This window comes from Paenibacillus cymbidii (genome assembly GCF_004764705.1).
Classification (GTDB): Bacteria; Bacillota; Bacilli; order Paenibacillales; family NBRC-103111; genus Paenibacillus_AN; species Paenibacillus_AN cymbidii.
In genome coordinates, this window is the sequence record NZ_SHLX01000010.1 from 105976 (window position 1) to 120547 (window position 14572).

A 14572-nucleotide genomic window follows, 5' to 3' on the forward strand; every position below is an offset into this window, starting at 1 on the left:
GGCGGCGGCGAATTAAGGCGGATTTCCCGGCTTATATGCTCCGAACCGGGTGGCGGCAGCAAATTAAGACGCATTTCCCGGCATATTTGCTCCGAACTGGGTGGCGGCGGCGAATTAAGGCGGATTTCCCGGCTTATATGCTCCGAACCGGGTGGCGGCAGCAAATTAAGACGCATTTCCCGGCATATTTGCTCCGAACCGGGTTGCGGCGGCGAATTAAGACGGATTTCCCGGCTTATTCGCGGAAAAAACGGGGCCCCGGCGAAAATAGCCAGCGAAAACATGGCTTATTGTGGCTCCGCAGCCCCTGATTTGGGCTTCGCACGCCAAATAGCCAGTGATTTTACTGGCTATTTGGTCGTTGCCGCGCATTTTGGAGCAAACAAGCAAGAAAACATGGCTTATTGTCTTATACGGCCTGGTGAAGCGGCGCTTACGCCCGGGAAGAGCCGGCGTTTGCCCGCGGCCTGGACCCCGGCTTGCTGCCGGCGCTTTCCTGCGCTTGCAGCTCGGCGAGCAGCTTCTCGCCTTCGACGTCCAGGTTCGGCAGCAGCCGGTCCAGCCATTTCGGCAGCCGCCAGGCGCTGTCGCCGAACAAGGCCATCACGGCCGGCACCAGCGCCATGCGGACGACGAATGCGTCGATCAGAATGCCGATCGCCAGCGCGAAGCCTATCTGCTTGATCATAATGTCGTGGGCGAAGATGAAGCCGGCGAACACGGACACCATGATGACGGCCGCCGCCACAACGACGCGGCTTGCCTGCTCGTACCCGTGCACGACGCTGTTCTTGCCGCGCTGCCCGTGCACGAACGACTCGCGCATGGAGCTGACGAGGAACACCTGGTAATCCATCGCCAGCCCGTACAAAATGCCGGTCACCATAATCGGCATGAAGCTGAGCAGCGGCCCGCCGGTGTCGAAGCCGAAGAGCGAGTGCAGCCAGCCCCACTGGAAAACGGCAGTGGCGATGCCGAACGTGGCGAGTATGCTGAGCAGGAAACCGATCGTCGCCTTGATCGGGACGATGATCGAACGGAACACGAGCAGCAATATGATCAGCGACAGCACGACGATCACCCCGACGTAGAGCGGGAACGCCTCGGCGAGCTTGGACGACATGTCGATGTTGATCGCGGTAAAGCCGGTGACGCCGATCGTCACGCCGTAAGTTTGCGCCAGGCCGGAATCGGCGGCGCGCAGCTCGTTGACGAGCCGTTTGGTGGCCGCATCGGTCGGCCCCGTCCGAGGAATCAGGCTGACGATCGCCATATCGCCGGCCTGATTGACGCCCATCGGCGCGGCCAGCGACACGTTGTCATGCTGCTGCAGCGCTTGCGTCAGGCCGCCGAGCATTTCCATCGTCACCTTCGCCGCGGCGTCCTTCGGTCTTGCGACCAGCAGCAGCGGCCCGTTGAAGCCTTCGCCGAAGCCGGCGGAAATCGCGTCGTAGCTTTGGCGGGCGCCCGTGTCCAGGTTTGCCGTTTTGCCGGACGGGATGCCGAGCTCCATCTCCGCAACCGGGATGGCGGCGACGCCGAGAACGACGATTGCGGCGACAACGATCAGGTAGCGGGTTTTGACGACTCCGCCGACCCAGCGCCTGGCTACGCCGTGCCGCTGCCCGGCGCCGTGCCCGCCGGCGCTTCGCTGCCGCGCCTTGGCGGAGCAGATGCGCTCCCCGACGAAGCCGAGCAGCGCGGGCAGCAAGGTCAAGGCGACCAGCACGTTGACGAGCACGCTAGCCGCGGCAACGAGCGCCATCGCGGACAAGAAGCCGATGCCAATCACAAGCATGCCGCACAGCGCGACGATGACGGTCAAGCCCGCGAACAACACGGCGCTGCCGGCGGTGCCGACCGCCCGGCTCGACGCTTCGCGCGCGCTCAGCCCCTGGTCGAGAATCATCCGGCGCTGCCGGTTGACGATGAACAGCGAGTAGTCGATGCCGACCGCAAGCCCGACCATCAGCGCCAGCACGGGGGTAATGTCGGTCATCGTGAAGAAGCTGGAGAAGGCGTACGCCGCGCCGACGCTGATGCCGACCCCGAGCAAGGCGGTCAGCAGCGGCAGACCGGCCGCAACGACGGAGCCGAGCGTGAGCAGCAGCACGATGGCGGCGACAACGATGCCGATGCCTTCGGTCGAGCCGATGGCCGGCTTGGACGTCAGCGAGTCGCTCGGCAGGGCGGTGATGCCGCTGTCGTTCTGTTCCGCGGACTCGGCGGCGGCAATCACCGCATCCGGCACCGAAGCGGGCAGCGACGTTTGCTGCACGGTGAACTGGAATTGAAACAGCGCAACGTTGCCGTCAGCCGAAAGCGTTGCGCCCGGCAGCGGCCCGCTTGCGCCGGTTCCCGCCTGCGCCCCGCCGGCCGCGTCCGCGCTTGCCCCCGCCTGCGCGGCCAACTCCGCCGGATTGATTACATACTCCGATTGGTAAATTTCGTTGATCGCCTTGCCGATCAGCGCGACCCGCTCCGGCGTGTCCAAACGTTCCCCCTTCGGGGCGGTGAACACGATGCTCGCCTGCCCGCCCGCGGCTGCCGGAAGTTCCTCGGCCAGCTGATCGAGCACCTTCTGCGACTCCGTGCCTTCGATTTTCATTTCCGAGCTGACATGAATGCCGTTCGCGCCCAGCAGCGCGATGACGACACCCAGCACGACGATCCAGCCGACAAGAAAACGCCAACGTTTGTCGTAAGCCGCTTTTCCCATTTTATATAGCAAGGTTGACATCTTGTGGGTTTCTCTCCTTTGGGTAGGGGAATACTAGGGCCGGGGCCAAGCTGTTATTGTCAAAAGCCACTTCGCAAATAGCCGAACATCGACTCCAAATACCGGTCAAAAGCCGTTTCGCCCGGCGTTTCATCCTCCGCTTCGCCCGGGAAGGCAATGTCCAGACTGCCGTCCAGCAGCGGCAGCATGCCGCCGTACACCGCACCGGCAAGCAGATGGGGGTAGGCGTCGGGGTAACGGCCTTGGGAATAGCTTTGCACCAATTCCTGCGCCGTCGCCTGCAAATGGCGAAGAGACATCAGGATATACGGCTCCAGCGAAGGGAACCGCTTGGCCAGCAGCACCAGCTCGCGCAGCTTGCGCAGGTGCAAGGTCGTAAACTGCATCTTCATCAACCGATGCAAAATGTCGAGCGGCGACATGTCCCCGGACACGTTCGCCAGCATGCGTTCGACTTCGTCGGCGCCGTGGAACATGACCGCTGCCGACGCCACCGCTTCCTCCTTGCAGGAGAAATGGTTGGCGAACGTTCTGCGCGAGTAGCCGGCCCGCTGCACGACGTCCTCGACGATGAACCCGTCGAGCCCTTTCTCGCGCGCCAGCCCGAACGCCGCTTCGGCCAGCGCGTGGGCGGTCGCTTCCCGCTTCGTATCCCGCAAACTCGGTTTATTCGTTGTCATCGCGCGGGATGTTCACCTCTTTTCCACCAGCATGTATGTATATTATTGCCCAAAGTGCAAAAATGCACAATGAGCAAACAAGTGACAACATTGTGACAGCGCCGATCGGTCATTCGCGCAACAAAAAGCAAGCGTCTTAAAAAAATCCTGTTTTCCGTTCGCCGGGACTCCCTCATAATAGAATGACCACTTTTCGCAGAACGGGTGAACGCAAATGAAAGCGCTTTGGGGCAAATGGCGGGTGTCGATTTTCAGCAAGCTGGTGCTGACGTTTCTCGTCGTGATGACGCCGATGTACGCGCTCGGGACGGTCATGAACGAATGGGGCGCCGATCTGGTCAAAAGCGAAATTTCCAAGTCGCTGCGTTCGCAGATCGCCTTTTACCGCACGTCGCTGGAAACGGAAATCGACCGCATGGTCCGGCTGCAGCGCGAATACGTCAACGACGAGGATCTCGTCTCGCTCAGCATCACGCCCGAAAGCATGACCGAATACCAGAAGCAAACCACGATCAAACGGTTCCAGCAGCGGCTGGAGACGATGAAAGAGTCGAGCTATTATATTGCCAAAGCGAGCGTTTACATCCCGCCGATCGATCGCGTGATTTCGACGGAACGGCTATCCGAGCCGATCGACCGCCCGCTGCTGGAGACGATGAAGCGCGAAGGCGCCCAGTCGCGTTCGATCTTCTACAGCGAAGGGGACGGCCGGATTTATTTGCGCGAATATTACCCGGGCGCGGCGATGGCGAACCAGCGCGATCCGATGTTCATTCTCGAGCTCGAGCTGTCGGTGCCGACGCTGCAGAAGTTTCTAAAGCAGCTGTCCGATTCGGACCGCGGCGGCGCGGCGATTATCCAGCGCGACTGGACGATCGTCGAAGCGAAGCGGCAGGAGCATCTGGCGGCCATCAGCGAAAGGGTGCAATCGTACTACAATCAGGAGCGGACGGCGACTTATCTCAGCACGCAGGATACGGAGCCGCATACGGAAACGATCCGGTTCGAGCGCGAGCGGATTTTGACGGTATCGACTTATTCGTCCAAGCTGGACGCGTCGCTGCTCGTCTATTTGCCGGAGAGCGACGTCATGGGCCCGCTGGAAAAATACCGGCTGTACATCTGGCTCGTGTCCGCCGTGGCGCTGATTGTGCTGCTGGCATTCGCTTACTGGATTTTCCGCATCATTCACCGGCCGCTGACCCGACTTGTGCGCGCCTTCCGCAAAGTCGAAGCGGGCAACCTGCAGCTCGCGCTGCAGTATCGCAGCAACGACGAGTTTTTCGACCTGTACGAGCAGTTCAACAACATGGTGGCCCATCTGAACACGCTCATCTTCGAGGTGTACGAGCAGAAAATCCGCGTTCAGCAGTCCGAACTGAAGCAGCTGCAGTCGCAGATCAACCCGCATTTTCTGTACAACAGCTTTTACCTGCTGTACCGGATGACGCGGGCGCGCGACTTCGACAACTCGACCCGTTTCGCCAAATATTTGGGCGATTATTTCCAGTACATCACCCGCGGCGACAAGGAGGAGGTCGAGCTGGAGAAGGAGCTGGGCCACGTGCGCGCCTACTCGGAAATCCAGTCGATTCGTTTCGGCGACCGGATCAAGGTCGAGTTTGAGGACGTGCCGGAGGAATGCGGACGGGTGATTGTGCCGCGGCTTATTTTGCAGCCGATCGTGGAGAACGCTTACCAGCACGGGCTGGGCGACGCTTTGGGCGAAAGCCGGCTGACGATTCGCGTGGAGCGGACGACAGCGGAAGGGGAGCCGGCGCTGCGCATCGTTGTCGAAGACAACGGCAAAGGGCTGAGCGAAGCGCAATATGCGCGCTGGGAAGCGCTGCTGAACGGCTGGGAGCGGCCGGAGGACGTCACCGGCATGCTGAACGTGCACAAGCGGCTGCAGCTCAAGTTCGGCGCCCGCGCCGGCATCACGCTGTCGCCCGGCGCCGGCGGGGCCGGCTTGCGCGTAACGATTACATTGCCATTCGAGGAGGCGGCGCCATGAACCGCATGATGATTGTGGACGACGAGCCGATTGCGGCCGATTATTTGGCGGCGCAGCTCAAGGAGCTGCCGCAGCTGAAGCTGACATACACGGTTGCCTATTCCGGCGTCGAGGCGCTGGAGAAGCTGGAAACCGATCCGATCGACATCCTGCTCACGGACATCCGCATGCCGGGCATGAACGGCATGGAGCTGGCCGATCATGTGCTGGCCCGCTGGCCGCGCTGCCGCGTGATTTTTCTTACCGGCTACGACGATTTTGCCTACGCGCAGACGGCGATTCGCAAGGGCGGCGTCGACTACGTGCTGAAGACCGAAGGCGACGAATCGATCGTACGCGCGATCGAGAAGGCGGCGGACGCTATCGCCTCCGAGCTCAATCACGATCATATTCTGCGCAGCGCGCGGCAGCAAATCCGGCTGGCGCTGCCGATCATGCGGCGCGACTACATGGTCGAGCTGCTGCACGGCGAAGCCGCGAGCGCGGAAGCCCGGCGCAGCCGGTTCGCCGAGCTGGAGGTGCCGCTCGACCCGCAGCTGCCGCCGCTCGCCGCCGTCGGGCGGGTCGACGAGTGGGGCTCGTTCGCGCAAGGCGCCGACAAGCCGCTGCTGTTGTACGCGCTTGACAATATTGCGGCGGAATATTTTGCCGGCAAGGCGCGGTTCCTGCCGCTGCAGATCGACCGCGCGCGGTTCGTTTGGCTGCTCCAGCCGCTTGCGGAGGGCGGAGAGCAGGCGCAGCGGCTGCTGGAGGGCGGCGCCGAGTTCGTGCAGTCGGCCGCGAAGCGGCTGCTGAAGGTGACGCTGTCGCTCAGCGTCGGCGGCAGCCCCGCTGCCTGGGAGGAACTGGCGCCGCGCGTCGAAGCGCTCAAGCTGCAGCTGAGCAGCGGCGGCATCGGCCGCGGCAAGGAGATGCTGCTGATCGAGCCGCCCGGCGATCCGGCCGCCGCGCCGCCGCAGTCGAGCAAACGCTTCTTCGCCGAAAACGACCTGCGCGCCAACATGCGCAAGCTCGACCTGTTCGAAGCGCATCTCGACAACGGCGAGGCCGAAGCGTTCGCCGGGCTGTTCGACGATTTATTCGCGGCGGGGGCCGGGCTGCTGCAGGGCAGCGGCGGCAAGCTGCTGGCGATGGAGCTGTTCGCCCATCTGTCCGCCTTCTTTCTTGCGTATTGGAACAAGCGCAAATTGCTCGACAAGCTTGGGCCGCTGCTGACGCCCGAAGCGCTCGCCGACTGGCAGGCCGGCGATGACGCGGCCGGCGCGCTCGGCCGTTTCCGCGAATTCGGCATGGCGCTCGCCGCCTATAACGGCCGCCGGCAGAACGAACGGACGAATGACATCATCGGCCGCATCCACCAATACGTGCAGCAATATTTGCACGAGGAGCTGTCGCTGACGCGGCTTTCCGAGCTGGTGCATCTGAGCCCGCCGTATTTGTCCCGCGTCTACAAGCAGATGACCGGCCAGGGGCTGCTCGAATACATCACGCAGACGCGGATCAACAAAGCCCGGCTGCTGCTCAAGACGACCGACCGCAAAATCCAGGACATCGCCGCGATGATCGGGCTGGATTCGGCGCCTTATTTTACGCGGCTGTTCAAGAAAGAGACGGGCTATACGCCCCAGGAATATCGCGAGTCGGCGCTTGCGGCGGGCGAGTAAGGCTCGGCGGCTGCTCGCGCTTGCGGCGTAAAGGCGCTCCTCCACCTGCGATGCGGAATAGGCAACTTTTTATGGCCTATTCGGCCCGTAGTGGGCAGCCGCCACCGAATAGCCAGTGATTTCACTGGCTATTCGCGTGAATTTGCGCTGATTGGCGCTATTTGGCCGAAATAACCAGTGTTTTCGCTGGCTATTTTCGACGAGGTAGGCGAAATGGGGCAAATAAGCCATTTTTCATGGCCTATTTTCGCCCTGACCCAAACGATCGCTGCCCTTTTTCCGATGTGGATAATAAAAAGCAAGCGCCGCAAAAATGTCCCGTTTCGACCGGCAAAAGGCCGCCTCTATAATGAAAACGTGATCACACACAACCGTAACGAAGGAGAATGGCCATGAAACGAAAAAAGCTGGGGGTTGTTGCACTAGGTTCGCTGCTCGCGTTGTCGCTTGCGGCGACGGCGTGCAGCAAGAACGAAAAAGAGACGGCTACGGATTCGCCGAAGCCGTCGGGAAGCGCGGCGGCGTCCGGTTCGCCGGCCGCTAGCGCCAAGCCGGTCGATCCGCTCGCGAAGTACGATCCGCCGATCGAAGTGACGACGGTCCGCTCGATCGACGGCAACTTCAAGTTCGCCGCCGGCGATTCGCTCGACAGCAACGTCTGGACGAAAATTTTCGAAAAAGACTACGGCATCAAAGTGAAAAACCTGTGGACCGTCGACGTGACGCAATACCACCAAAAGCTGAACGTGTCGATCGCATCGGGCGACTTGCCTGACTTCCTGCTCGTCAACAAGGAAGAGATGAACCGGCTCGCCGAATCGGGCATGCTGGAGGATTTGACCAAGGTATGGGAGCAATACGCGTCGCCGTTCGGCAAAGGGCTGATGCAGGAGGACGGCGGCATCGGCATGAAGGCGGCCACCTACGGCGGCAAGCTGGTCGGCATTCCGGCAACGGCGAACAACGGCGGGGTCAGCACCGCACAAATGATCTACATTCGCACGGACTGGCTGCAGAAGCTGAACCTGCCGGAGCCGAAAACGCTCGACGACGTGTTTAAGGTCGCCACGGCGTTCGCCAAACAGGACCCGGACGGCAACGGCAAGGCGGATACGTACGGGCTTGCGATCAACAAGGATTTTCTCGATATGGGCCACGGTTCGCTTGTCGGGCTGTTCAACAGCTACCACACGTTCACCGATATTTGGCTGAAGGACGCCGGCGGCAAGCTCGTCTACAGCTCGCTGCAGAAAGAATTGAAGGACCCGCTGAAGAAGCTTCAGGAGCTGTACAAGGACGGCGTGCTGGACAAGGAATTCGGCGTCAAACCGGTAGCCAAAATCGGCGAAGATATCGCCGCCGGGCGGATCGGCCTCGCTTTCGGCAACGTGGCGGACGGCGGCGTATACCAGAAAGACAGCCATACGAAGGATCCGAAGGCGCAATGGAAAACGATCCAGCTGGTATCGAACGACGGCAAGCCGGCGATTCCCCAGCTCAGCGATACCGCCGGCAATTTCTACGTAGTGAAGAAAGGCGCCAAACATCCGGAAGCGATGGTCAAGCTGGCCGACATTTATTGGAAGCTGTACTATGAAACGAACTATGCGCCGAATCCGAACCCGTATATCACCGATGCCGCTACCGGCATTTTCCCGGCCCGGTACGTGCCGGTTGCGATCGATTCGCTGAACACGAACCTGACCGCCTACCGGCTGCTGCAGGAAGCGCTGAAAAACAAGGACGGCAGCAAGCTTGGCTTCCCGGCGACGGTGCATTGGGACCGGATGACGAAATTTTTGGCCGGCGACGATACGATGTGGTTCTCCAACATGGTGTTCGGCAACCCGGACGGCTCGTCCTACAGCACGATCGACAAGTACGACAAGGCGAAGATCGGCCAATACAACGCGTTCCAGGGCCCGGCGACGCCGACGATGGCGGATAAGCTGCCGACGCTGAAGAAGAAGGAAATCGAAACGTTTACGAAAATCATCATGGGCGACGCCGGCGTCGACGAATTCGACAAATTCGTCAGCGATTTCAAAACGCTTGGCGGCGACACGATTGAAAAAGAAGTGAACGACTGGTACGCCAAAAACAAATAAGTGTTGTGACGCATTGGGGGCGGGGCACCTCGCCTCCCCGGCGTCGTTGCCGGCAATCCGGCCGGAAGGAGGGAACCTCGATGTCATGGAAAAAGTGGCGGCTGCAAGTGCCGCTGCATCTGATGCTGATCCCCGGGCTGCTGGCGATTGCGGTGTTCAGCTATTTGCCGATGGCCGGTTCCGTTATCGCCTTTCAGAAGTTCATTCCCGCGCGCGGGGTGTTTCATTCGAAGTGGATCGGCTGGGACAATTTTCGATATGTGATGGAATTGCCAGATTTTTACCAGGTGTTGTGGAATACGGTGTTCATTGCGCTGATGAAAATCGTCGCCGGGCTGGTGGTGCCGATCACCGTATCGCTGCTGCTGAACGAAATCCGCAAGGAAGCGGTCAAACGCTGGGTGCAGACGCTCGTGTATTTGCCGCATTTCCTGTCGTGGGTCATTCTGAGCGGCATTCTGATCGACATGCTTTCCCCGTCCAAAGGGATCGTCAACCTGCTGCTGAAGTCGCTCGGCATCGAGCCTGTTTTTTTCCTCGGCAACAACAGGTGGTTTCCGTTTACGCTTGTGCTGTCGAACGAGTGGAAAGAGTTCGGCTTCAGCACCATCGTCTATTTGGCGGCGATCGTGGGCATCAACCCTTCGCTGTACGAAGCGGCCGTGACCGACGGCGCCAGCCGCTGGCGGCAAATGTGGCACATCACGCTGCCCGGCATGACCCCGATCATCGTGCTGCTGGCTACGCTCAGCATCGGCAATATTTTGAATGCCGGCTTCGACCAGGTGTTCAATCTTTATAGCCCCGTCGTGTACCAGAGTGGGGACATCATTGACACGTTCGTTTACCGCATCGGGCTGATCGACGCGCAGTACGGCGTTGCAACGGCGGTTGGGCTGTTCAAGTCGTTCGTTTCGCTTGCGCTCATTTCGCTGTCGTACGCACTGGCGTACCGGTTTGCGAATTACCGCATTTTTTAAGCCTTTCGGGTCCCCGCAAAGCACCCGGAAACGGCACCCGAGGCAACATCTTTTGTGGGGAAAGGGGGCGAATCGCGTTATGGTCGATTATTTGTCGCCGTCGCGCCGGGTATTTGTCGCGTTCAATTATACGTTTCTGATCGTGCTGGCGGTCTTGTGCGTGCTGCCGCTTGTCCATCTGCTGTCGCTGTCGCTCAGCTCGAACAGCGCGGTGGCGGCGGGGGAAGTGAAGCTTTGGCCGATCGATTTTACGTGGGCGTCGTATTCGTTCATTCTGAAGCAACCTGAATTCTTGAAGGCGCTTGTCGTGACGCTGAAGCGGGTGGCGCTCGGCGTTGCGGTCAACATGACGCTGACGATTCTGGTCGCGTACCCGCTCTCGAAGGAGGCGTCCGCCCTGAAAGGCCGGACGGTGTACGTGTGGATCTTCGTGTTTACGATGCTGTTCAGCTCGGGAATCGTGCCGCTGTACATGACGATACGCTCCTTGCATTTGCTCGACTCGATCTGGGCGCTCGTGCTGCATCATGCCGTGCCGGTGTACAACGTCGTGATCCTACTGAACTTCTTCCGCAATTTGCCGAAGGAGCTGGAGGAAGCGGCGGTGATGGACGGCGCCGGGCAGTGGCGCATCCTGTGGCGCATCTTCGTGCCGCTGTCGCTGCCGTCGCTGGCGACGCTGACGTTGTTCGCGACCGTGTCGCAGTGGAACGCCTGGTTCGACGGCATCCTGTTCATGAACTCGCCGGCGCATTATCCGCTGCAGAGCTACCTGTACACGCTGATCGTCGGGCTCGACACGCTGCTCAAGAACCAGACCGACCTGACGCTGCTCGAAAATGTATCCGACCGGACCGCCCGTGCGGCGCAAATTTTCCTCGGCGCGCTGCCGATTCTGCTCGTGTACCCGTTCCTGCAGCGCTACTTCATGAAAGGCATCGTGCTTGGCAGCGTGAAGGAGTAGGGGCGGTTGCCGAATTACCCGACAAAGGAAGGGATCTCACATGAAAGAGCGATCGATCGTCGTCGACGCCGACGTGCACAACGCGATGAAGAACGGGCGAGAGCTGCTGCCGTATTTGCCGCGGGTGTGGCACGAGCAGTGGCTCGAAATGGGCATCGGCGCCGCTCGCGTTTACTATTCCGCCGTCGGCGGAGCGATGAAGGACGCCATGCCGCCGAACGGCGGCGGACCGGGCAGCGATCCGGCGTTTATGCACGAGCATCTGCTGAAGCCGAACCGGATCGACTACGCGATCCTGACCTCGGGCATCGAAATTTCGCTGTACCCCGATCCCGACTACGCCAACGCCGTCGCTTCGGCGTGGAACGACTGGACGATCGACAACTGGTTGGCGAAGTCGCCGAAGTTCCGCGGCTCGGTGCTGATCAACAACACCGACCCCGCCGCCGCCGCCCGCGAAATCGACCGGATCGGCTCGCACCCGGGCATGGTGCAGGTGATCATGACGAGCGCGTCGTCTACACTGTACGGCCAGCGCGCGTTTCATCCAATCTACGAGGCGGCGGAGCGCAACGGTCTGCCGGTGGCGATCCATCCCGGCGGCGAAGGGCGCGGCATTTCGCCGGCGCCGACGAACGCCGGATATCCGACGCGGTATATGGAGTGGCACAATATTTTGCCGACCGGGTATATGGCGCATGTCAACAGCCTCGTCTGCGAAGGCGTGTTCGAGAAATTCCCGGCGCTGAAATTCGTCGCCATCGAAGGCGGCATCTCCTGGCTGCCGCACCTGATGTGGCGCATGGACAAAAACTACAAGGCGCTGCGCTCGACAACGCCGTGGCTGAAGCGGCATCCGTCCGAGTATATCCGCGACCATGTGTATCTGACAACGCAGCCGATTGAGGAGCCGGCGAATCCGCAGCATTTGCTGCAAATCTTCGAGATGATCGGGGCGGACAAGTGCGTGATGTTCTCCACTGACTATCCGCACTGGGACTACGACAACCCGATGATGGCGCTGCCGCCGATGCCGCGCGAGCTGAAGCGGCGCATCATGGGGTTGACCGCGCAGGAGCTGTACGGGCTGCCGGACCCGGAGCGGGCGGAAGCGGGCAGCGACCCGGCAGCGGCGGGGGACATCGGCGCGGACGGCGGAGGCCGTTCTGCGAGCGAGGCGGGATCGCCGCAGGGGCGGCATGAGGATTGGGGGGGCGGCGCATGATCAAGTATTTCGCTGCCAGGGAGGCGGATGTGCAGGCGACGGGCCGGGCGATCGTCACTGTCAAAGGCATGTCGCTCGGCATCTTCCATGTTGACGGTCAGTATTACGCCTGGCGCAACGTTTGCCCGCATGCCGGGGCGCCGGTATGCGCCGGCTTGACCGGCGGCACGACGCTGCCGTCGAACGTGTACGAGTACGAGTTTGGCTGCGAAGGCCGAATCCTGCGCTGCCCGTGGCACGGCTGGGAATTCGACCTGACGAGCGGCCGCCATCTCGCCGACTCGTCGGTCAAGCTGCGCGGCTTCGACGTCACGGTCGAAGACGGCGATTTGTATGTGTGGCTGGCGGGGTGAGGCGGGCAGTTGCGCACGAATCTCCGTACTTGATCAAACATAACTGCCAGGAATTACGTCGTTCTTCCCCTGAATCGGGAAGGGCGACGTTTTTTTTGGCCTCGTGGAATATGTTAAAATTAATTTAATATTCAAATAATAGTATTTAAATAAATAAATTAACTTTTATTCTATTTCCTACTAGAATTTATAATTGGAAATGATATACTATGTTATGGGCAATTAGGGATAGGCAATTTGACCCATAAAAGGGGGCGGCAAGAGTAAGTAAACGAATCGTGAGGATGGCAATGATTCAATCATGCCGTATTGAAGGCGTACCATCGCCGGCCAAGTGCGAGAAAAAACGTTTCCGGGAGGCAATTAGCAAATGAAAAGCAGAATTAAATTTGTAAATGCACTTATTTCTTTGACAATCCTTATGTTTGGCATGGTGACCATGACCCATTCAACGGCATACGGAACCGCATGTCCTGCTTTTGACAATAAGTCCGATAGACCGTTATGGGCAAGTTTGGGAGGGTGGGGAGAGATCGCGGGTCCTTGCGGCAATTTTCCGCCCGACATTACGTTGGATGCTCCGCAAAATAATATGTTGCTGTCGGGTACGCAATCATTGACTATTTCCGGTTCTGTCCGGGATAATGACGGATCGGGGAATGTTCTGACAATCAATTATCAAATCGATACCGGAAGTGCGCAGACCATACAGACCTTTACCCCCGCAAATAGCCAGAACCAAAGTTTTTCCCACGCCATCTCGTCGACGAATCTGTCATTCCTGTCCGAAGGCCAGCATACGCTCAAGGTTACCGTTAACGACAATTACGGGGGATCGAAATCCGCAACAAGAACGTTTAGTATCGACCGCACTCCTCCAACGGCTCCTTCACTTTCGCTGGCAAGCAAGACAGAATCAACAGCAAGCTTGTCCTGGACAGCGGCTGCGGACTCGTCCGGAATCAGCCAGTATGAAGTTTATCGAGGCTCGACGCTGGTTAGCGCTGTCGGCACGAATACCGCCTACACCGTATCCTCTTTGGCATCCGGGATCGCTTATGATTTTTCTGTTAAAGTCAAGGATCTTGTCGGTTACGAAACGTCCAGCAACACCTTGCATGTCGTCACTGCCGATTTGATCGCGCCCACTGTCCCAACCGGACTGAAGGCGGCCAATATTACCACCTCCTCGTTCGATTTGACATGGACCGCTTCGACCGATAATTCCGGCGTCGTAGCTTCGTACGATGTATTCCGGAACGGCGTGCAAATCGCAACCGTCGCTTCGGCTTCTTATTCCGTAACCGGCATTACCTATGCAGGGATATCCCCTACCGGAGCTTATTCCGTCAAAGCCAAAGATGTTGCGGGGAATATTTCTTCGTCAAGCGAAGTGCTTCTTGTGACGACCTTGCCGAATTCCCCGGAAGCGGACGATACTGCCGTAGGAGCGTATGCCATCTCTTACGGAACGACATACGCCGGATATCTCTCATCGGCAACCGACAAGGACTTCTTTCGCTATACGGCGGCAACGAACGGAGTAGATGCCGTGTCACTGCAAGTGCCGGGCGGCTCGAATTACGACGTTTACATCTATGACGACCATGCCAAATACGTTGCAGCCAGCGTGCAGGATATCGGTGAAAGTGAAGAAGTTATTTTCAAAGTAACAGCCGGGAAAACCTACTCCATCAAAGTCGTCAGCGCAGGAAGCGGCATAAGCCCCGATCCTTACAAATTGAGCGTCACCCGGGCAATGGCCACCAAGTATAAAGTCGAATACAATTACGACGCCAACGGCAATTTGAGATCGAAAACGATGGTTCCGTTGCCCTATTAGT

Annotated in this window: 11 protein-coding genes; 9 read left to right on the forward strand and 2 right to left on the reverse strand. The window is 59.5% G+C overall.

Annotated features, from left to right (window positions below; all coding sequences use genetic code 11):
• Window positions 1-433: 433 nt before the first annotated feature.
• Together EXY20_RS15525 and EXY20_RS15530 are read right to left on the reverse strand one after the other, a co-directional pair.
• Window positions 434-2740, reverse strand: a complete 2307-nt coding sequence (locus EXY20_RS15525; protein ID WP_135552653.1) for an MMPL family transporter — start codon at window positions 2738-2740, stop codon at window positions 434-436.
• A 59-nt stretch (window positions 2741-2799) separates the two neighbouring features.
• A complete protein-coding gene (locus tag EXY20_RS15530; protein ID WP_135552655.1) occupies window positions 2800-3420 on the reverse strand; it encodes a TetR/AcrR family transcriptional regulator in 621 nt (206 codons plus the stop codon).
• A 214-nt stretch (window positions 3421-3634) separates the two neighbouring features.
• Between EXY20_RS15530 and EXY20_RS15535 the strand changes: the two genes are divergently transcribed.
• The 9 genes from EXY20_RS15535 to EXY20_RS15575 all read left to right on the forward strand — a co-directional run bounded on the left by EXY20_RS15535 (window position 3635) and on the right by EXY20_RS15575 (window position 14571).
• Window positions 3635-5434, forward strand: a complete 1800-nt coding sequence (locus EXY20_RS15535) for a sensor histidine kinase (protein WP_135552657.1) — start codon at window positions 3635-3637, stop codon at window positions 5432-5434.
• On the forward strand, window positions 5431-7098 hold the full coding sequence (locus EXY20_RS15540; protein ID WP_167859257.1) for a response regulator transcription factor: 1668 nt from the start codon (window positions 5431-5433) through the stop codon (window positions 7096-7098). The genes EXY20_RS15535 and EXY20_RS15540 overlap by 4 nt, the downstream gene beginning before the upstream one ends.
• A gap of 213 nt (window positions 7099-7311) precedes the next feature.
• The gene (locus EXY20_RS15545) at window positions 7312-7494 is read left to right on the forward strand and encodes a hypothetical protein (protein WP_135552661.1); all 183 of its coding nucleotides are present in this window, start codon (window positions 7312-7314) and stop codon (window positions 7492-7494) included.
• On the forward strand, window positions 7491-9206 hold the full coding sequence (locus tag EXY20_RS15550; RefSeq protein ID WP_167859258.1) for a type 2 periplasmic-binding domain-containing protein: 1716 nt from the start codon (window positions 7491-7493) through the stop codon (window positions 9204-9206). Before EXY20_RS15545 ends, EXY20_RS15550 begins: the two co-directional genes overlap by 4 nt.
• An 80-nt stretch (window positions 9207-9286) precedes the next feature.
• Window positions 9287-10186 (forward strand): ABC transporter permease, encoded by a 900-nt coding sequence (locus EXY20_RS15555; protein ID WP_135552665.1) that lies wholly within the window; start codon window positions 9287-9289, stop codon window positions 10184-10186.
• A 79-nt stretch (window positions 10187-10265) separates the two neighbouring features.
• Window positions 10266-11150: a carbohydrate ABC transporter permease gene (locus EXY20_RS15560; RefSeq protein WP_135552667.1), complete on the forward strand. Its 885-nt coding sequence runs from the start codon at window positions 10266-10268 to the stop codon at window positions 11148-11150.
• A gap of 40 nt (window positions 11151-11190) precedes the next feature.
• Entirely contained in the window at window positions 11191-12375 is a 1185-nt protein-coding gene (locus tag EXY20_RS15565; RefSeq protein WP_135552669.1) for an amidohydrolase family protein, read from the forward strand.
• Complete coding sequence (locus tag EXY20_RS15570) at window positions 12372-12728, forward strand: Rieske (2Fe-2S) protein (RefSeq protein WP_135552671.1); 357 nt, start codon at window positions 12372-12374, stop codon at window positions 12726-12728. The genes EXY20_RS15565 and EXY20_RS15570 overlap by 4 nt, the downstream gene beginning before the upstream one ends.
• Before the next feature lie 370 nt (window positions 12729-13098).
• Window positions 13099-14571 (forward strand): fibronectin type III domain-containing protein, encoded by a 1473-nt coding sequence (locus EXY20_RS15575; protein ID WP_135552673.1) that lies wholly within the window; start codon window positions 13099-13101, stop codon window positions 14569-14571.
• Window position 14572: the final 1 nt, after the last annotated feature.